We start from the raw sequence: 20,162 nt of genomic DNA, 5'->3' as shown, positions 1-20,162 counted from the left end.
TCGTAGCTTCCTTCCGTCGTGACCTACCCGCTATGCAGCTATGCAGCTTCGTTTTCAGTATCTGGCGATACGGGTCGCGAATCCCTTCGGAACAACGCATAGAGCGCGGGAAGGACCAACAGTGTGAGGGCCGTCGAGGATAAGATGCCTCCGATGACCACGGTCGCCAACGGCCGCTGCACCTCCGCGCCGGCGCCGGTTGCGACCGCCATAGGAACGAAGCCGAGAGATGCAACGAGCGCAGTCATCAGGACCGGCCTCAATCGCGTCAGCGCGCCTTCCCGGACCGCGTCCACTAGCGCTTGGCCTTCCCGCCGGAGCTTCTCGATGAACGTGATGATGACGAGGCCATTGAGCACGGCGACCCCGGACAGCGCGATGAAGCCGATTCCTGCGCTGATCGAGAGCGGAATCCCGCGCAGCAGGAGCGCCACGACACCGCCGGTCAGCGCGAGGGGCACGCCGCTGAACACCAGCAAAGCGTCGGGTGCCGAGCCGAGACTGATGAACAGCAGCAGGAAGATCAGGAACAGCGCGAGGGGCACGACGACCGTCAGCCGCTGCGTCGCGGACACCAGTTGCTCGAACTGACCACCCCAGCCGATCCAGTAACCTGGTGGAAGCTTCACTTTCTGCGTCACCTGCGCCTGGGCATCCGCGATGAACGAACTGAGGTCTCGACCCCTTACATTGGCCGTCACCGCAATCCTCCGTTTCCCGTTCTCGCGGCTGATCAGATTGGGACCCGGCTTTAGATCGACTTGGGCAAGTTCGGACAGCGGTACATAGCGCATTTGAGCGAGCGGTGAATTGCCCCAAAGGGCAGTCGTCGCCTTGGCTTGGTTCTCGATCGGGGGTAGCGGCACCGGCAACGACCTGATCGCGTCGATATCCGAGCGCAGATACTCCGGCAGTCGCACAACGATGTCGAAACGACGATCGCCTTCGAACAGGCGACCGGCGTTCTTGCCACCCACCGCCATTTCAACGAGATTTTGTACGTCGGCCACGTTGATCCCGTAGCGCGATAAGGTTTGACGGTTCAATTGGACGGTGAGCACCGGCAATCCTGTCACTTGCTCGGTTTTGACGTCAGCGGCCCCTTCCACCTTCTGCAGCACCGCTTGGACTCGACTCGCGGCCTCGATGAGTTCGTCCAGGTTGTCGCCGAATATCTTGACGGCGACGTCGCTTCGCACGCCCGAAATAAGTTCGTTCATGCGTTGCTGGATCGGCTGCGAGAACCCATAGGCGTTGCCGGGGACGTCTTCCGCCGCCTCCTGGATTTCCGCAACGACGGCGGCCTTCGACTTGCCCGGATCGGGCCATTCTTTTTTCGGCTTCAGCATGATGTAGTTGTCCGAGGTCGATTGCGGCATGGGGTCGGTCGCAACCTCCGCCGTGCCGGTGCGGGCGAACACCTCCTTGACCTCGGGAAGCCTGAGCAATCGCTTCTCCAGCATCGCCTCCATCGCCACCGATTGGGTCAAGCTGACGCTGGGGATGCGGACCACCTCGGCGGAGGCGTCCCCCTCATCGAGGCTCGGAATGAACTCGCCGCCCATGTGCGAGGCCGCGATGCCACAGACAACGACTAGTAGGCCCGCTATTGCCGCGACGCCGAACCGGTTGCGGATCGAGGCCGCAAGCAGAGGCGCGTAAATGCGGCGCGCGGTTCGCATGAAGTAGTTCTCATGTTCGGAGACGTTGCCCGTCACCAGGAGTGCCACGGCCGCCGGCACAAATGTCATCGACAAAATGCTGGCCCCCGTCAGCGCCATCAGCACGGTCAACGCCATCGGCGTGAACATCTTGCCTTCGACGCCGGTGAGCGTCAGGACCGGCAAATAGACGACTGCAATGATGAACATACCGAATAGGCTGGGGCGAATGACCTCGCGTGAGCCGGCGAGAATGGTCTCAAAGCGTTCCGCGCGGGTGAGAACGCGGCCGAGCCGGCGTTGCTCCGCCGCCAGCAGGCGCAGGCAGTTCTCGACGATGATCACGGCACCATCGATGATGATGCCGAAGTCGATGGCGCCGAGGCTCATGAGATTGGCGCTGACCTTGTCCCCCACCATGCCGGTGATGGCGAACAGCATGGACAGCGGAATAACGCATGCGGTCGCGACCGCAGCCCTGAAGCTTCCAAGCGTAAGGAACAGCACGACGATTACCAGCAGCGCGCCTTCGAAGAGATTCATCTGGACCGTTGCGATCGTCGCTTCGACCAGGCGTGTGCGATCGTAGACGGTATGCGTGATGACTCCCTCCGGCAACGAGCGTCCGATTTCCTTGAGCCTTGAGGCGACGCGCTGCGCGACGGTGCGGCTGTTCTCGCCGATCAGCAGCATGGCGGTACCTAGCACAACCTCTTTACCGTTCAGCGTTGCGGCGCCGGTCCGCAAATCCGTTCCTTCCCTGACGTCGGCCACATCGGACACCCGCACCGGGACGCCATTCCGCGAGCCGACGACTATTTCCTTGATTTCATCGATGTTTGCGACCTGTCCCGGCGTACGGACGAGGTACTGCTCGCCGTTGCGCTCGATGTAGCCGGCGCCGACATTCGCATTATTCGAGGCGAGCGCCGCCATGATATCGCGGAAGCTCAGTTTGTAGGCCATCAGTTGCGCGGGATCGGGCAGCACCTGAAACTGCTGTTCGAATCCACCGACTGAATTGACTTCACTGACACCGGCAACGGTCCTCAACTGCGGCCTGACGATCCAGTCCTGGATCGTGCGCAAGTCGGTGGGACTATACCTCTCTCCGCTTGCCTTGCGGGCCTCTGGCCTGGCTTCGATCGTATACATGTAGATCTCGCCAAGCCCGGTGGAGATCGGCCCCATCGCGGTCTCGATCGCGGTGGGCAACTGATCCCTGACCTGCTGAATCCGCTCGTTGACCATCTGCCTCGCAAAGTAGATGTCGGTGCCATCCTTGAAGATCACCGTGACCTGGCTGAGCCCATAGCGCGATAGCGACCGCGTGCTCTCCAGGTGGGGCAGGCCACCCATGGCTGTTTCGATCGGAAACGTGATGCGCTGCTCGACTTCCAGGGGCGAGTAGCCGGGAGCCCGGCTGTTGATCTGGACCTGAACGTTGGTGATGTCGGGAACCGCATCGATCGGCAGGCGCGTGAAATTCCAGGCGCCAAAGCCGGCCATGGCCAGGACACCGATCATCACCAGCCATCGCTGGCGGATGGCGAAGGACAGGACGCCGTCAATCATTGTCTTCGGCCCCTCCCTTAGCCAATTCCGCCTTTACGATGAAGCTGTTCTGGGCCGCATACAGATCGCCTTCCAGTACGCCGAACGTAACTTCCACGAAGTCCGGGTCGCGTTCGCCAATCTCGACATCGCGGGCTTCGAACTTCTCGCCGTCGCGGACGAACACGACCGTGCGGTTTTCGAGGGTCTGCAACGCCGAGGATTTCACAGCGACTGCCACCTTCTTCGCCGACAGGGTCAATCGGCCGGTGGCGAACAGGCCGGGCCGCAGGCGCTTTTCAAGATTTGGTACGACCGCTCTTGCAAGCGCGCTCTGGGTATCGCTGCTGCCGACCGGCGACACATACGAAATCTTCGCCTCGATTTTGGGCCCGCCGTCCGCGGGATCGATCAGGATTTGATCGCCGACCCTCACGCGGCCCAGGTCGCGCCGGTAAACAGAGAAATCGACCCATACGGTCGAGAGGTCGGCGATCACGAACGCCGGCTTCTGCTCGGAAACGTATTCGCCGAGCGTGGTTTGGCGGTCGATGATCGTGCCGGCGAGAGCGGCCTTCAATTCGTACGGCGTCAGGCTTTGATTGCTTTCGACGACGGCAAGAACGTCGCCCTTTTCGACGCGGTCGCCAATTCGCTTGCGAACCTCTCGTACGACACCCGGAAAGCGCGGCGTGACCTGCACCAGCGACTCCTGGTTGGCCTGGACCATTCCGTTCAGCAGCAGGCTGTCGTGCAGCACAGCCGGCGCAGCCTTCGCAAGTTCTATTTCGGCAGCCGCGACTTTGGCGTCGCTCATCGCCACGCTGTCCGTGTGCTCTTCCTGTTCCGACTTCTCGGTGGCCACCGTCTTGGTAGTCGCCGGTACCAGCATCCGATAGCCCGCGTATACGAGCGCCCCGGCGACCAGAAAGAAGACCAAATATCGGATTAGTGCTCGAATCATTTTGAACTCTCGCGAGCAAGCGAAAACGGATGGCCGACGAGGCCTTCGATCGTCGCGACAGCGATGTGAAAATTCTGTAGGGCCTCCTGCTCGCGGAGCAGCGCCTGCAGCACCGAACCTCGGACGTCGAGAAGTTCGAGCAGTGAGAACCGACCTTGCAGGTAGCCGTTCTGGATCGTTTCCAAGGCGCTGCGCGCGTTGGGGATGACGGACGTCCGAAGCAGCTTCAACTCCGCCAGCGATCCGTTCACGGTATCGTAGGCGCGGCCGGCAACGCTGATCAGGACCAGCCTGTTGATCGCACGCTCGGCACCTGTCTTCGCCAGGGCGTCCTCGGCGGCGATAATGTTGCCGCTGTTTTGATCGAAGATCGGGAGCGGCACCGAGACGCCCAACCGAACCGCGTTGTCGTTGTTGAACTCGATGGGCCGCCCTCCCGAAAACTCGACGGTTTCCTGAAAATGGCGCCATCCGGCGGAGATTTGAACGTCGGGAATCTGCTTGAGACGAGCCAGGATGAGGTCGGCGTTACGCTGCGCGCTAACGGCCGTCCACCGCATAAGTTGGGGATTGGCCTCAATGGCCCCGACCACGGACCGGAACGAAGGCGGCCGACCGATACCGGAGAGGCGTCCCATCGCTGTTCCAAAACGCGGGACGCTGTCTCCCATCAGGATCGCAAGATCGCGCCGCACCGTCGCCAGTTGTGTCTTCGCGCGTTCGCGATCGACGCGGAACGAGTCAACCGCAACTTGTGCCCGAAGCGTTTCCGCCGGTGACGAGGCGCCCTCCTGGACGCGCTTCTGAAGCAGCGGAATGAGCTGCTCGAGGCTCGAGATCTGCTCGTCGAAGATCTGGATACGTCTTTGGGCGCTCACAACCGTGATGAACGCTATCGCTGTCTCTGACAGCACCTCCAGGCGGGTCGCCCGCCTCTGCCAAACCGCCGTTCCGATGCCGGCGTCTCCAGCCGCCAGACGAGCCTCTCGCTTGCCACCCAGTTCGACGATCTGACTGATTTGCAAGGTAGTCTCGGCGGATTGCAGGCCCTTAAAGGGACCCGACCCGAGAGCGTTGTCGAGTTCGAAGGAAAGATTGGGATTCGGAAGGGCTCCGGCCTGGACCTTAAGGCCGCTGGCAATGCCGACATCGCGCTCTGTCGCCGTGAGCCGCGGGTTAGCTGCAAGTGCCCGAGCGAGCGCATCCCTCATGGAGAGCGTCTGCGAATGCGCATGACCGGTCAGCCACGGGCTGACCAGAAAAGCCGCTGCGCACGCAAAATGCGCGACCGTTTTGCGAAACATGAGAATTACCTGACCAAGCGATTGATCGAGCGCTCGCGCGCTCCGAGAAGACGCTCAGGACCGGTATTTGGGCGGCGGGGTATCGAGTCCCGGATGATCCTCAAGCAGGAACACTGGGGTCGCAAACGTCGGCGGAACGGGCTTGGCGATCGGTTCTGCCACCGGGATCGACGGCGGAATCAGCAGGGGAATGCAGGTGTAGCAATGATCGACGACGACGGCCGGCTTCTTTGACCCTTGGTCTGTCTTACCTTGGTCTGTCTTGGCCGACGCATCACCAATCTCGATCTGATCGGCGTTCGCGAGGGTCTCGCTCGCGCAGGAAATCTCGCCCGCAAATCCAACCACGACATAGGCGACCGTGAGCAACACGGTCAGCAGCTCGCGTAAGGCAGGCGCGAAGGCGCGAGACCTATGGCCAATCTGTCGTTTCATCCAAGCCACGGATAGCAAGGACCGGGACCGAACACTATCACAAATTCCGACATGGAAGGAGTGCGGCACATAAATGCTGGAAGATATCCGAATCTTAGCCGGCGTGCCGTTCGGGTTCCTTTCGATAGCCAGGAAGCCGCGATCTGTGCGCATTCCGCGCCTGATGGATACCGAATGAGATGGCCTAAAGGCGCTACGCGTCAGTTACCTTCGCCGGCATAATGGCTTTCTACAAGCCGATAGTGCCCGTGAGATGAAATGTAGGTTTGGTGGAGACATCCCGACGGCTTGCAAAACGACGTCTGCTCGCAATACAAGCGTTCGAAATGCAGAACAATCACCTGCAAATGATCGGTGTAGATCGAGAAATCGTGTAGTGCCCTGGCCCCTCGACAAAGTCGCAAGACTGCCTGACGAACGTGGGGTGGAAGATTGCTGATGTGCTGGGACTCGTAGCGGTCTTCGCTTCTCATATTTCCGCCCCTTCCGAACGATTGCGTAGTCATCATCAACGCGGCAATCAACGCGATCAAGAACCGCGGGAGCGAACACATATGACGCCTCTCCGATTTGAGACGATGGCCCAAGTATAGATCCCTGCATCGGCATTTGATAGCTCGATGGGCGCCTGTTCCGTGCCAACGTGCTCCGTCGGCCTACATTCCCCTTGCGCCGTCGGGCAAATCACCTTTATCAGCTCCCCCGTTTCACACCCGATCCGGAGGGGCGCTTCGCGGTCGTCACGAACGTTGGGCGTGGAATGCGGTGGACGTATCGGCGCGAACAGACGAAGCGCGCCGATGCGGACGGCGAAGTCGTGTGGTCCTGACGCCTCGACGCTGGCGTCAAGTCGGCGAGGATGCTTTCGCGATCCACGTCGGCGACGGGGGCAAGAAAGCCCGATCCCCGGGGAGATCACGAAGTAAGTCGTAAAACCATCGCGCAGGGAATGCCGGTTGAATGGCGCGACCTGTGGTAACTGAAGCTCGTGTACTTTTTACTTTCGTACACGGGGCCATGGGTGCGGGCCACGCATCCGGCATTCCCTGCGCCCTCCCCTTCGGAGGACGTGACATCAGCAACAACCCGGACGTCGATCGCGTCGCGGGAATGCGAAGTATTGCTGGTTTGATGGATTAAACCTGAGAACCGACAGGCGTGGCACCGGCCATCATGCCCTGAGTTCCGCCTCGCCAAGCCGCGCATTCCCCGTTTACGATCCGACGAGCCGCATTCGATCGACCTCGGACCTTGGAGGACTATCTTGGGGAAGAAGGCCCATACCGTTCCGTCATGGACTGCTCTTGGTGTTGCATTTGTCTTCACGCCCCTGGCGTTTCTCGTCAACGACGCAATCATCAACGCGGGCGCATCGCTCGACATTTCCGCTATCGGCGGTTTTCGCTTCGTGTCCCCCGCCATGGGCCAGCAGGGAACGCTCACGCAAAAGCAATCCGAGGCCCTTGCGGCCTACAACAACGCGGCCAACAAATTCGAGCTCGTGCTCCGGCAGCGGCACGCGCAGATCAATTCAAATCAGCCGTTGCCGAACTTGCCGGGACAAGCGCTCTATCTCGCGCGCAACGACATGATCAGCACGTACAAGGACCTGACCGATGTTCTCCCGTCCAGGATCGGAAGGTCAAATAAGTTCGCAATCCCGCCGGCATACTTCGATGCTGACCGCGAGCCGCTGCTCGACGAGTACTTCAAAATTTTCGACGTGCTGGATGCGCCCCCCGCCAACGCGCAAAAATCGGAAACACCGTTCAAGGACGTCGTCGATCTCGGAATGGCGATTGCGCGTGCCAAGGGCCTTGATGCGGCGAATGCGCAAATTGCGGGACGGATCAGCCTCGGGATTTTCTTCGCCGAGACCGATGGGATTCAAAATGCCGGCAATGCACGCTCGAACAAATACAAGGGAAGTTTTCAGACAGGTCCATCCGAAGACCAAATCGGTCGGGCTAGATGGGTCGCGATAAAGCAGCGCGTCGCTACTATCGATCCCGCGCTGATCCTTCGCGACGACAGGGAAGAGGCGCGGGCCGGCAATCTGGACCATCGCTTCAACCACTGGACCGCCGTGCGCGACGGACTGATGAGTACCCACGCCGACATTTTCCCGCAAGTGGCAGCAATCGTGAGAGTGCTCCCGGATCCGATCGATCAGATGAAACTCTTCGAGCTCATGCAAATCGTTCCAACGCCGACCAGGGCGGCGCTGAAGTCAGGCAACCTGCTCAGCTACCGGATTTCCGACCCGACAGTCATGGGATATCTCCGCAACAACAGCATCTCCGCGTTCGGACACGCTGACCGGGCAAGAACATCCGCAACTTATCGGGAACTTCTCGATGCGATGTGGCTCTTCAATGCCAAATTCGAGCAGGCGCGCCGCAAATTTGACGAGATCAGGACGAAGTAACGGGCTCCAGGCCACTGCGCGCAAGCCGTTTTTGTTCCGCTCGCCGAACTGGCCATAGATTTCAGTAACGCCTGATCCAAAACCCCGTTAGAGTTCGCTGTGCTGCCGCAAGGCGCGAACGGGGGATCATTCGGGGGAAAGCCGGGATTGCCGTCGCCAGTTCAAAAAGCCGTATCCGGACGCCTTGGTACTTGGCGCGGCTGCGCCGTCCTTGTCGCGACGACGGCGTTGGCGCTTGCGCCGATCGGGGCAAGCAGGGCCAACTGGCTGTCGGACGCCTTAGCTAGCTCACCAAAGCACGACGAGGCCTCGTCGAAGCATCAAAAGGCGCCTGCGCACGCCGCATCAAAGCATGCTGCCGCAACCAAGCACGCAACCTCACCCAAGCCGCACCACGTCAAGGTGGCCGCGCTCGGTCCGACCAGTCTTCCGGCTTCCGCTCTAAGGCCTGGCGCGTTGGTCTGCAAACCTGCGAAATTCAGGATTGTTGTCGACGTGGGGCATACGGCTGAATCGGAAGGCGCGACCAGCGCCCGAAACGTGCCCGAGTTCTCTTTCAACCTGCGCCTTGCGCAACAGATCGTTGAGAAATTGAAGGCTACGGGCTTTGCGGGGACCAAGCTGCTCGTGACCGAAGGCAAGGCCAAGCCCAGCCTGTTCAAACGGGTCGCCGAGGCGAACGATTTGAACGCCGATCTCTTTCTTTCGATCCATCACGATTCCGTGCCGAACAAATTCCTCGAGGATTGGGAATACGAAGGCCAGAAAAGCCACTACAGCGACCGCTTCGGCGGGTATTCCGTCTTCGTCTCCCACATCAACCCGGAGTTCACGACGAGCCTCGTCTTCGCGGAACTGGTAGCCAAGGAAATGAAAGCGAAAGGCCTGCAATACGCCCGGCAATATACGATGGCCATCATGGGGCACTACCAGCACCCGCTGCTCGACAAGGACGCCGGCGTCTATGCCTACGATCAGCTCGTGGTGCTGAGAAAGACCAACATGCCAGCCGTCTTGCTGGAGGCAGGGTCGATCATCAACCGCGACGAAGAGCTCAAGATGGACTCACCCGAACGTCGGGACATGGTCAGCGATGCGGTCGTGTCAGCGGTGAAGAACTTCTGTGGCCCGCAAGCGACCTCATCGGCCGGCCCCGATATTGCCGCTGGTCCTTAGCCTGACGACAATGTTTGGGCGGCGAAGGCCCGTGAACACCGGCAGAGGCACACTCCACGCCATCAAGCCTTTCCATACACCGCGTCGGCGCGCTTCTCGAAGGCAGCCGAAAACCGCGCAAACGCCGCATCGAACACCGATCCCATCAACAGCGCGAGCATCCGGCTCTTGAATTCATAGGTGATGAAGAAACCGACGTCGCAGGCGTCATCGCCCTTGGATTCGAAGGTCCAGCGATTTTCCATGTTGGAGAACGGCCCGCGCAGATAGCGAACGGTAATCTTCCGGCTGGCAGGATCGAGCGTCACCTCGCTCGTAAACATCTCTTTCACGAGCTTGAAGGACACCGTCATGTCGGCCACGATAACTTCGGTGCCGTCAGGCTTTGGCGTACGTTGCCGGACTTTCAGCGACTGGCAGAGCGGCACGAACTCGGGATAGCGATCGACATCGGCGACGAGGTCGAACATTTCCGACGCCTTGTGCTGCACCCGGCGTTGGTTGGAAAAGCGGGGCATCGCCCTACCGGGCTATCGCCGCGCGCGCCGCCTGCAGCCTCGCGAAGTCTTCGCCTGCGTGATGCGACGAACGGGTCAGCGGGCTCGCCGACACCATCAGGAACCCCTTGGTGTACGCGACCTTCTCATAGCCCGCGAATTCGTCCGGCGGCACATAACGCATGACCGCGTGATGCTTGCGCGTCGGCTGCAGATATTGCCCGATGGTGAGAAAGTCGACGTCAGCCGAGCGAAGGTCGTCCATCACCTGCAACACCTCGTGGCGCTCTTCGCCCAGCCCCACCATGATGCCGGATTTGGTGAAGATGGTCGGATTGATCTCCTTCACCCGTTGTAGCAGGCGGATGGAATGGAAATAGCGCGCACCGGGCCGCACGTTGAGGTACCGCGACGGCACTGTCTCCAGATTGTGGTTGAACACGTCGGGCTTGGCCGCTGCCACCACATCGAGCGCGCCATCCTTGCGCAGGAAATCGGGGGTGAGAATTTCGATGGTGGTTTGCGGACAGCGCGCGCGGATGGCGCGAATGGTCCGGGCAAAATGCTCACCGCCGCCGTCGGCAAGGTCGTCGCGATCGACGGAGGTGACCACCACATGCTTCAGCCCAAGCTTGAAAGTGGCCTCGGCCACGTATTCCGGCTCGTTGGCGTCCAGCGCTCCCGGTATGCCCGTCTTGACGTTGCAGAACGCGCAGGCCCTCGTACAGGTGTCACCCATGATCATGAAGGTGGCGTGCTTCTTGTCCCAGCACTCACCGATGTTCGGGCAACCCGCCTCCTCGCAGACCGTGACGAGGCCGTTTTCCTTCACGATGTTGCGGGTATCGGCATATCCGCGCGTGGTCGGGGCACGGACGCGAATCCAGTCCGGCTTCGGCGGCGACAGCGCATCCGGCCGGTTCACCTTTTCCGGGTGGCGCGGGCGCACCGGCGTGGCAGAGACGGTATCGACGATCACGACCATGGGAATCCGTAACTTTCCTCAATGATCTAGCTAATCCGGTGGACCAAGAACCGCAACCGCTCGATTTGGCCGCCACTAGCGCCTATTACCCGGCCATGCTCCAAAACTCGGCTAGAACCATTCCGAAACCCGGCAAATTGCTCCGGAAGGCGTTCTTTAACCGCAGCGTCCACGAGGTCGCCCCCGACCTGATCGGCGCGACGCTATTGGTCGATGGCGTCGGCGGGATCATTGTGGAGGTTGAAGCCTATCACCACACCGACCCCGCGGCGCATTCCTACCGGGGACCGACGCCGCGCAACGCCGTCATGTTCGGTCCCCCAGGTTTTACCTACGTCTATCGCTCCTACGGCATCCACTGGTGCGTGAATTTCGTCTGCGAACAAGCGGGATCGGCGAGCGCTGTCCTGATCCGGGCGCTGCAACCGACCCACGGCGTAGCGGCGATGCGACGCCGGCGCGGCCTCCAGGATGAGCGTTCGCTTTGCTCGGGCCCCGGGAAGCTCACGGAAGCGCTCGGCATCACCAAGGCCCATGGTGGGCTTCCACTCGACGCGCCCCCGATCGAGCTTTACGCGCGCAAGACGAAGCCCGAAATCGTCACAGGCATTCGGATCGGACTCACCAAGGCGATCGACCTGCCCTGGCGGTACGGTCTGAGAGGCTCCAAGTTCCTCTCAAAGCCGTTTACCGATTTGGGACCCCCGCGGCTCAAACCACTAAATTGCGCTTGATGACCTCGCGATAGAACGACGCCGAGAGCTTTGGCGTCCGGCGCTGGGTCTTGAAGTCGACATGGTAAAGCCCGAACCGCTTCTCGTAGCCGTCCGACCATTCGAAGTTATCCATCAAGCTCCATACGAAATAGCCCCGCACCGGAATCCCTTCCGAAGTCGCCCGATGGAGCTGTGTCAGATAGTTGCGCAAGTACATGATGCGATCGACGTCGTAAATCTTGCCGTCCGCACCTGCCTGATCCGCCGCGGACGTGCCGTTCTCGGTGATATAGATCGACTTCACATTCCAGAGCTTGGCGACGTGACGCGGCGCCCAGTACATCGCCTCAGGACCAATTCTCAGCCAGTTCGAATCCATGTGGGGATAGGTCGCAGCGAACGGGAGCGGGAAAAAGCCTTCGCCGTTTTCGCCGGCGATGACATATTGGTTGGGCATGTAGACGTTGAGGCCGACGAAATCGATCGGTGAGGAAATCGCCTTGAGATCTTCCGCCGTGAACTTCGGCGCGTTGGCGCCCGCATAGGCCAGGAAACCTTCGGTATATTTACCTTCGAGGATCGCGGTGAGGTAGCCGGCATTGAATTCGCGCGTCGCGATTTCCGCCGCCCGCACATTGGCAGGCGTCTCGATTGCCGGAACGCAGATCTCCATGTTCTCGGCCGGACCGACCCTCGTGCCCTTTCGCGCGTGCGCACGGATGGCCTGAACAGCAAGGCCGTGACCGAGCGCCACGTGGTGACGAACCTGATTGATTTCCTTCTGTGGCAGGTTGAGACCCGGCGCATCGATACCCATGCCAAAGCCGGCCTGCACAAGCCTCGCGCATTCGTTGATCGTGAAGATCGACTTGACCCGGTCGCTGATGCTCCCGGTGACGTATCCCGCGTAGTCCGCAAACGCTTTCGACGTGTCGCGCGACTGCCAGCCGCCATGGCGATCCTGAAGCGCTTGCGGAAGATCCCAATGATACAGCGTGGCAAACGGCTCGATGCCATTGGCCAGCAGTTCGTCCACAAGTCGGCTGTAGAAATCAAGGCCCTTGGGATTGGCCGCTCCGGTCCCTTCCGGAAATATGCGCGGCCAGGCGATCGAAAACCGGTAAGCCTTCGCGCCAAGCTTCTTGATGAGCTGAACATCTTCCTTGTAGCGATGATAATGGTCGTTCGCGACGTCAGCCGTGCTTTGATCGATGATTTTATCGTTCAGGCGAACGAAGCGATCCCAGATCGAAGCACCCCGACCGTCTTCGTTGACCGCCCCCTCGATTTGATAGGCCGATGTCGCCGTGCCCCACCGAAAGTTGTGCGGAAAATTGGAAAGCGCGCTCTTCGAAAATCTGGTCGCCGCATTTGCGGCGCCCTCGGCAGCTAGAACGGGTTTGGTCGAAATTCCAAGAGCCGACCAGGCTGCAATTTTAGCAAACCGCCGCCGGGAAAATCCTTTGAATCGCATCACGTCACTTGTTGTTGAACGGGGCGCCCTTTATTGGTGATAACATGCTGCTATCACCACCTGGTGTTGCGTTCGACCCACTGAACGCACGGACGGCAGGACCATAATCGATAGTGCGAGGAATTTGAAGTTCCTATCGGTTTGGTTGCGATTTCGTTATAGGAACTTCAAATTCAAAACCGCACTAAAAGCCATTAGTAGCTAGAGCTCCTTTGATTCCGAAGTTGGCATCAGAGGTGCTGCGATCACTGACGAACTTCGGAATCAGAGCTCTTGCCTTGCGGAGGATAGAACCAATTTCCGTTCGCGCGCCATTGGCGCTACTCCTCATCTCCTTGACGATCATCGCTTCGGTTTGGTGGTGGCTTGCCAAGCCGGTCACGCTGGCGCGCGCGCCTGTCGATGCCGACGCCAAGCTCGAATGCATTTCCTATGCACCGTTCCGGGACAACCAATCGCCGCGCGATCCCGACCTGGAAGTGAGCGCGGAGCAGATCCGTGAAGATCTGGTTCTGGTCGCCGGCATATCCCGCTGCGTCCGCACCTATTCCGTCGACAATGGGCTGGACAAGGTACCTGAAATGGCTTCGCAAACCGGGTTGAAAGTTCTCCTCGGAATCTGGATTGGAAACAACCGCGTCAAGAATGCGAAGCTTATCGACACTGCAGTTGCACTTTCTCATAAATACCCTGACACCGTCGCCGCGCTCGTTGTCGGCAATGAGGTGCTGCTGCACGGGGACATGACGCCATCGGATTTGCGGGAGCTGCTCCTGACCGTGAAAGCGCGCGTCAATGTGCCCGTGACTTATGCCGATACCTGGGAATATTGGCTGCGCTATCGCGATATCCAGGACGCCGTGGATTTCGTCACGATTCATGTCCTTCCTTATTGGGACAACATCCCGACGCGGGCTGAAGATGCAGCAGCGAAGGTCGCGGCGATACATAAGCAAGTAGCCGCCGCTTTCCCCGGCAAGGAAGTGCTGATCGGCGAAACCGGCTGGCCAAGCATGGGGCGCATGCGCGAAGGCGCCCTTCCCTCACGGATCAATCAGGCCCGCGTGATCTCGGAAATCCGTGATGTCGCCAAGCGCGACCATTTCCGCGTCAACCTGATCGAGGCATTTGATGCGTCCTGGAAGAGGTATTGGGAAGGCACCGTGGGCGGTTACTGGGGCCTGTTTCTGGCAGATCACAAGACGCTGAAATTTCCGCCCGGCGTTCCCATCAGCAACTACCCGCAATGGAAGCGGCTGATGGGCAGCGGGATCGTCCTTGCAATTCTGATTTTCGCGGCCGCCTGGTTCGGGCAGCGGGGCATGCCATGGAAGTCGAAGCTTTCCTCGTGGATCCCCGTCAGCGTCTCGGCGACAGCCGCCGGCGTGCTGCTGGGGGTTGCGTTCGAAAAGATGATGTTTGAAAGCTACGGGTTCGGAGGCTGGCTCCGGTGGGGCGCGCTGCTGGTGGCGTCGGCCGCAGCCCCCATCTTGTGCGCCAACGCCTTGATGTCGGGCCGCGCACTGCCCGCATTTCTGGAGCTCATGGGACCGCGCGGCAGCAGAACCCAGTCGTTCCCGACATTGATTCTTGGGATCGTGCAGATGGTGATTGTCGTGATCACAACAGGGGCAGCGCTGGGCTCGGTCTTCGATCCGCGCTGGCAGGATCTTCCGTTTGCATCGGTGACGATGGCGGCGGTGCCACTGCTCACACTCGCCTGGCTCAATCGCCGGACGGGCGCGCGCCCGATCGCCGAGACGTCGTTTGCAGCAATTTTCGCGTTCAGCGCCGCCTATATCATCTTCATCGAGGGCATTCAGAACTGGCAAGCGCTGTGGACTTCGGCAGCTTACATGTTGCTGGCCCTGTCGCTGTACGGCGTCCGCAGCAAGGAAGGGATCGTTCAGGCTAAGCCGGCCGGCTCCTGAGCAAGGCGCGTTGGCAGCCGGAAGTGGGGATCGAATCCCAATTCGCGGATGGCCCTCGCTGAAGATACCGCGCCATCCTCCTTGGCGACATTGTAAGCGCCGCTGCCTTTGTCGAGCGCCAATAGTGCGGCATGAGCCGCAGCGTCCACGTGTAGCGACGGCGGCTTTGGCGGTGCGTCGTACCAGGTCCCCGGTCCATAAAGATAACCGTAGCGGAGCACCACCCCGGCAATACCTGGCGTCTGCAACGCTTCGCGCTCGAGCGCGACAATACCCTGAACCGTCAGTCGGCGTGGCGGCACGGCCGCCACATCGAGAGGGTCGCTCTCCTCTCGCTTTCCTTCGTCAGGTGCGTAAGCAAAGGCGATGCTCTGGGCGATGATGCGGCCTGCGCCCGCCGCGACAGCGGCCTGAACGAGATTGCGTGTCCCATCGATACGAAGACGCCGGTTGGCCTCCTGTCCGGCTGCATAGCCCGGCGTACCCGGTGCGTTCGACAAGTCCGTGAGCTGATGAATGACCACGTCGGGCCGCGCCTCTGCGACAGCTCGCACCACCGCATCGGCATCAAATATGTCGACAACAACCGGCGTGACGCCGATAGCTTGCAGCCAGGATGTTTTGGCCGGATGCCGCGTGGTGCCGGTGACCTCGAGCCGGGCGTCACGCAACAGCCGCGCCAGCCGCCGCCCGATCACGCCCGTCGCGCCCGCCAGGAAAATTCTCATCTTGCCGCTTTCGGCGTTAGGTCGCTGCGCTCTTTAGCCGCTCCAGCGCCTCGAGGATTTTGGCCTTTCGCGCCATCGCCGCCTCGCGCTTTTCTTTTTCTTCCTCGACCACTTCCTCAGGCGCGTTGGCGACGAACTTTTCATTCGCCAGCTTGGCATCGACCCGCTTGATGTCGGCATCGGCTTTGGCCAATTCCTTGTCGAGCCGGGCCTTCTCGGCGGAAAAATCGATCACGCCCTTGAGCGGCAACGACGCGACTTCGCCGCGGACCAATAGTTGCACCGAACCTTCTGGCGACTTGTCCGCAAAGGAAATGTCGGACAGGCGCGCCATGCGCTTGACGGCGTCGCTCCAGCGCGGCGCGCGCTCCCTGGTTTCGGCGGATGCCCCCGACAGTACCAGTGACGTGAGGGTCGCGGGCGGAATGTTCATTTCGGCACGCAACGAACGGATGGCGGTGACGAGGTCAACCACCCAGCCGATTTCGGCCTCGGCGGCCGGATCGGAGAATTCGTCCGCGTCAATCACCGGCAAGGCCAAGACCGGCACCGGTTCGATTGGGCTTACCGCTGCCACTATCATCGCCGCCTGCTCCGGCGATAGCCCTGCCTTGCGCGGCCAAGGCGCCAGCGCCAATAAGCCATCGCGCTTGGCTGTCACCGCCCATAGCTCCTCGGTGATGAACGGCATGAACGGGTGGAGCAATTTGAGGATTTCATCCCTCGCCCACGCCACGGTTGCGCGGGTCTCTGTTTTGCCGTCTCCCTCCTCGCCCATCAAGGCAGGCTTGACCAGTTCGACGTACCAATCGCAATAAGCGTGCCAAACAAAGCGGTAAATCGCGCCCGCCGCCTCATTGAAGCGGTAACCCTCGATGGCTTTGGTCACCTCGCGTGTTGCGCGCGACGTCTCGTGCACGATCCAGCGGTTCAGCGTCTGGTTCGTTTTCGTGGGGTCGAAATCCGAAAGCGTCGCGCAGGCATTCATTTCCGCAAAGCGACAGGCATTCCACAGCTTGGTCGCAAAACTTCGATAACCGTCGACCCGGCTTGCCGCGAGCTTGATGTCTCGCCCCTGCGCCGCCATCGCCGACAGCGTGAAGCGCAGCGCATCCGCGCCGTACTCGTCGATTAGATGCAGTGGGTCGATAACGTTGCCCTTCGATTTCGACATCTTTGCGCCCTTCTCGTCACGGACGAGGGCGTGGATGTAGACGATCGAGAACGGCGCCTCCTTCATGAAATGGAGGCCCATCATCATCATGCGGGCGACCCAGAAGAAGATGATGTCGAAGCCGGTGACGAGAACGTCGGTCGGGTAATAGCGCTTCATTTCCGGCGTATCGTCGGGCCAACCGAGCGTCGAGAACGGCCACAGCGCCGACGAAAACCAGGTGTCGAGCACGTCTTCGTCGCGTGTGATGAAGCCTGTGCGCTTGTTGCGGTCGAGCGCCATCTCACGCCCTTGCTCCGGCGTGATGACTTCCTGCTCGACATAGTAGCCAAGCGCGTTGCCGACGGCTTCTTCTTCCGTCTCAGCGACGAAAACCTTGCCGTCCGGCCCGTACCAGGCCGGGATCTGGTGGCCCCACCAGAGCTGGCGGGAGACGCACCATGGCTGGATGTTGTCCATCCAGTCGAAATAGGTCTTTTCCCAGTTCTCCGGAACAAAGGTCGTCGTGCCGTTGCGAACGGCGGCCACCGCAGGCTTCGCCATCGTCTTGGCGTCGACGTACCACTGGTCGGTCAGATAGGGCTCGATCACGACGCCGGAGCGATCGCCATGCGGCACCATATGCGTGTTCGGCTCGATCCGCTCCAGGAAGCCGAAGTCTTCCATCCGCGCGACGATTTTCTTGCGCGCGGCGAAACGCTCGAGACCGTTGAGTTCTTCCGCGAGCTCGGCCGAACCTTCGGGCAATTCGCGCAGGTAATCTTCGTTGCCGACGAGCGCCAGACTGGCTTCCTTGTCGAGCACACTGATCTGCCTCAGATTGTGCCGCCTGCCGACATCGAAATCGTTGAAGTCGTGCGCAGGGGTTATCTTGACGGCGCCTGACCCTTTTTCCGGATCGGAATATTCGTCGGCGACAATGGGAATCCGGCGTCCAACCAGCGGCAAGATGACGTGCTTGCCGACCAGATCTCGGTAACGTTCGTCGTCGGGATGGACCGCGACGCCGGTGTCGCCGAGCATGGTTTCAGGCCGCGTGGTTGCGACGACGATGAAGCTTTTGGGATCGTCGGGGCTGAATGTCCTGCCTTCGATCGGATAGCGCAGATACCACAGGCTGCCCTTGACCTCGATCTGCTGCACTTCGAGATCGGAAATGGCTGTGAGTAGCTTTGGGTCCCAGTTAACCAGGCGCTTGTCTTTGTAGATCAGGCCTTGACGGTGCAGCTCCACGAACACTTTCACGACGGCCCGAGACAGCCCCTCGTCCATCGTGAAGCGCTCGCGCGACCAGTCGCAGGAAGCGCCGAGACGCTTGAGCTGGTTGACGATGATGCCACCGCTTTCGGCTTTCCACTGCCACACGCGTTCGAGGAATTTTTCGCGGCCGAGGTCGCGGCGGCCGGGCTCTTGCCGTTCCATCAGCTGCCGCTCGACCACCATTTGGGTCGCGATGCCGGCGTGATCGGTGCCGGGTTGCCAAAGCACGTCGCGGCCACGCATCCGCTCGAAGCGGCAGAGGATGTCCTGCAACGTGTTGTTGAGCGCATGCCCCATGTGCAGCGATCCCGTCACATTGGGTGGCGGGATCACAATAGTGAACGGTGTAGCGTCGCGCCGCTCGGGCCGCCCGGCTTTAAACGCGCCGGCGTTCTCCCAGAGACGGGCCATGCGTCCTTCGATATCGGCAGGCTGGTAGTTTTTCTCGATCATGTCGGTGGCGGTCGGGAAAGGTGAATGTGGCTTGCGGAGTGAGTTCCGACCTTTGCGAAAGCGTTCTCGAAAGCCGCAAGCCGAATGTCGGAATTTAAGCCCTTAAAAGCCGCCCCGGCCCATCAAGTCAACCACGACGGCCGGGCCGGATGCGAAGATAAAGCTGGATCTAGGGTTTAATGGCGGCCGGCAATCGGGCCATCCACGCAGAACAGGTCAGCGTCCGCGGGAAACCCGCTCGATTTCGGCCTTGACGATGCGCTCCACGAGCCCCGGCAGATTGTCATCGAGCCAGGATTTCAGCATCGGCCGCAGCATTTCCTTGACCAAGTCTTCCAGGGTCCGCGCATTGTTGCTCAGCACCGTATGAGCCAGGCTGTTGAAGGCCGACTCCACGGCTGACACGGTGGAACGCGACAGGATCGCCGGGGAATCCATCGGGCTTGGCGGCGGATCGAACATCGGTTCGCGCAGCGACGCCTTGGGAGGCGCTTCGGTGAATTCGAGATCGTCCGGCGGCTCGATCTTCTTGAAGGAAGGCTGAGGCAGCGGCTCGGGCAGCGCCATCTCGTCGGTGAGTTCCAGAACATCCGGCTCGGGCTCGGTCTGCGCCGGGCGGATTTCCTCCGGGGTTGTTGCCTCGTCCAAGCCGTTGAGGAGCGCGTCGATATCGTCCTGGCTATTGGACGCCGATGGCGGGGGCGGCGGAGCTGGAGCCAGGGCAGCGGCTTTCGCGGGCGGCGGCGCAGCGGCGGGTGCAGGCGCGGGCTTCTCCAGCGGCTTGGCCGCAGCGGGCGGCGGCGCGGCAGGCGCGCTTGCGGGCGGAGCTTTTTCGGCTGCGTTCGGCTTGGCCTCATCGTCGGCGATGATGCGCCGGATCGACGCCAGAATCTCCTCCATCGAGGGTTCCTGAACCTTTGCAGGCTGCGTCATCTCCGATCCCACCTCATCAACGCCATCAGCAGCGCTTTTTACACCATGCGAGGCGGGTATTTGCTGGTTCCGGATGGAGAGGCTCGGAATTTCACCGCGCCAACCCTACTTGTCCCCAGACAAACGGAGCCCGACGCATCGCACAGACCTTTGTCCTGCCGCCGCACCGTCGTTTCGCCGCCAAGATTCCAAACGCCGGCGCGAATCGCTCTGCCTCAACAGAACGCTACGTCAGGGCAACAAATCATTGCAAGCAACGCGGCGCGCGGCCTTGGCGCACCGGCGCTGCAGCGGCAAGCAGCCTCGGCTGGCTCCAAGCCGAGCCGGATCGTGCCAAAACGATACGAAGATCAGTGACCGTCCGGCGTGCGAACGCCGAACCAGCTGTCACGCACCTGGTGGTAGTGCACGCTCGGATCGTAGGTCGTGGTGTGCAGATGGAGGACCTGCGGCGACAGCCGTCCCACAGCCGACAACACGCTATAGGAA

Annotated in this window: 14 protein-coding genes; 4 read left to right on the top strand and 10 right to left on the bottom strand. The window is 60.8% G+C overall.

Translation table 11 applies throughout. The features are described 5' to 3' along the window. Window positions 1–38: 38 nt before the first annotated feature. Genes M6D32_RS26745 through M6D32_RS26730 form a run of 4 tightly spaced genes read right to left on the bottom strand, consistent with a single transcriptional unit; the run spans window position 39 to window position 5,918 of the window. A complete protein-coding gene (locus M6D32_RS26745) occupies window positions 39–3,236 on the bottom strand; it encodes a CusA/CzcA family heavy metal efflux RND transporter (RefSeq protein WP_298262041.1) in 3,198 nt (1,065 codons plus the stop codon). Continuing rightward, on the bottom strand, window positions 3,229–4,179 hold the full coding sequence (ihpB, locus tag M6D32_RS26740; protein WP_298262039.1) for a divalent metal ion exporter adaptor subunit IhpB: 951 nt from the start codon (window positions 4,177–4,179) through the stop codon (window positions 3,229–3,231). Before ihpB ends, M6D32_RS26745 begins: the two co-directional genes overlap by 8 nt. Continuing rightward, on the bottom strand, window positions 4,176–5,483 hold the full coding sequence (gene ihpA, locus M6D32_RS26735) for a divalent metal ion exporter subunit IhpA (protein ID WP_298262038.1): 1,308 nt from the start codon (window positions 5,481–5,483) through the stop codon (window positions 4,176–4,178). The genes ihpB and ihpA overlap by 4 nt, the downstream gene beginning before the upstream one ends. 54 nt (window positions 5,484–5,537) lie before the next feature. Beyond that, window positions 5,538–5,918 carry a hypothetical protein gene (locus M6D32_RS26730; protein WP_298262036.1) on the bottom strand — a complete coding sequence of 127 codons (381 nt, stop codon included), beginning with the start codon at window positions 5,916–5,918 and terminating at the stop codon, window positions 5,538–5,540. 1,420 nt (window positions 5,919–7,338) lie between these two features. Between M6D32_RS26730 and M6D32_RS26725 the strand changes: the two genes are divergently transcribed. Together M6D32_RS26725 and M6D32_RS26720 are read left to right on the top strand one after the other, a co-directional pair. Beyond that, entirely contained in the window at window positions 7,339–8,346 is a 1,008-nt protein-coding gene (locus M6D32_RS26725; protein ID WP_298262069.1) for a hypothetical protein, read from the top strand. 147 nt (window positions 8,347–8,493) lie between these two features. Beyond that, window positions 8,494–9,522, top strand: a complete 1,029-nt coding sequence (locus M6D32_RS26720; protein ID WP_298262035.1) for an N-acetylmuramoyl-L-alanine amidase — start codon at window positions 8,494–8,496, stop codon at window positions 9,520–9,522. Between the two features lie 62 nt (window positions 9,523–9,584). On the opposite strand, the gene M6D32_RS26715 is transcribed toward M6D32_RS26720, so the two are convergent. Both M6D32_RS26715 and lipA read right to left on the bottom strand, forming a co-directional pair. Continuing rightward, window positions 9,585–10,040 carry an SRPBCC family protein gene (locus M6D32_RS26715; protein WP_298262034.1) on the bottom strand — a complete coding sequence of 152 codons (456 nt, stop codon included), beginning with the start codon at window positions 10,038–10,040 and terminating at the stop codon, window positions 9,585–9,587. Window positions 10,041–10,044: 4 nt separating this feature from the next. Continuing rightward, entirely contained in the window at window positions 10,045–11,004 is a 960-nt protein-coding gene (lipA, locus tag M6D32_RS26710) for a lipoyl synthase (RefSeq protein WP_298262032.1), read from the bottom strand. A 95-nt stretch (window positions 11,005–11,099) separates the two neighbouring features. On the opposite strand from lipA, the gene M6D32_RS26705 reads away from it, so the two are divergent. After that, window positions 11,100–11,738: a DNA-3-methyladenine glycosylase gene (locus M6D32_RS26705; protein ID WP_298262031.1), complete on the top strand. Its 639-nt coding sequence runs from the start codon at window positions 11,100–11,102 to the stop codon at window positions 11,736–11,738. Here the strand turns inward: M6D32_RS26705 and M6D32_RS26700 are convergent. Beyond that, window positions 11,716–13,194: a GH1 family beta-glucosidase gene (locus tag M6D32_RS26700; RefSeq protein WP_298262029.1), complete on the bottom strand. Its 1,479-nt coding sequence runs from the start codon at window positions 13,192–13,194 to the stop codon at window positions 11,716–11,718. The genes M6D32_RS26705 and M6D32_RS26700 overlap by 23 nt on opposite strands. Window positions 13,195–13,529: 335 nt before the next feature. Here M6D32_RS26700 and M6D32_RS26695 point away from each other — a divergent pair, with 335 nt between their 5' ends. Beyond that, complete coding sequence (locus M6D32_RS26695; RefSeq protein ID WP_366145865.1) at window positions 13,530–15,125, top strand: beta-(1-6) glucans synthase; 1,596 nt, start codon at window positions 13,530–13,532, stop codon at window positions 15,123–15,125. Here M6D32_RS26695 and M6D32_RS26690 read toward each other — a convergent pair. The 3 genes from M6D32_RS26690 to M6D32_RS26680 form a co-directional block, all read right to left on the bottom strand. After that, window positions 15,101–15,853, bottom strand: coding sequence for an NAD(P)-dependent oxidoreductase (locus tag M6D32_RS26690; protein ID WP_298262027.1), 753 nt, complete (start codon window positions 15,851–15,853; stop codon window positions 15,101–15,103). The two genes, M6D32_RS26695 and M6D32_RS26690, sit on opposite strands and share 25 nt — an antisense overlap. A 16-nt stretch (window positions 15,854–15,869) precedes the next feature. Next, the gene (locus M6D32_RS26685; protein ID WP_298262025.1) at window positions 15,870–18,740 is read right to left on the bottom strand and encodes a valine--tRNA ligase; all 2,871 of its coding nucleotides are present in this window, start codon (window positions 18,738–18,740) and stop codon (window positions 15,870–15,872) included. Between the two features lie 216 nt (window positions 18,741–18,956). Continuing rightward, complete coding sequence (locus tag M6D32_RS26680) at window positions 18,957–19,673, bottom strand: DUF2497 domain-containing protein (RefSeq protein WP_298262023.1); 717 nt, start codon at window positions 19,671–19,673, stop codon at window positions 18,957–18,959. Window positions 19,674–20,162 lie beyond the last annotated feature (489 nt).

This window comes from Bradyrhizobium sp. (genome assembly GCF_027307225.1).
In the GTDB taxonomy this organism is placed as follows: Bacteria; Pseudomonadota; Alphaproteobacteria; order Rhizobiales; family Xanthobacteraceae; genus Bradyrhizobium.
This window is presented reverse-complemented; position numbering and strand designations above follow the sequence as displayed.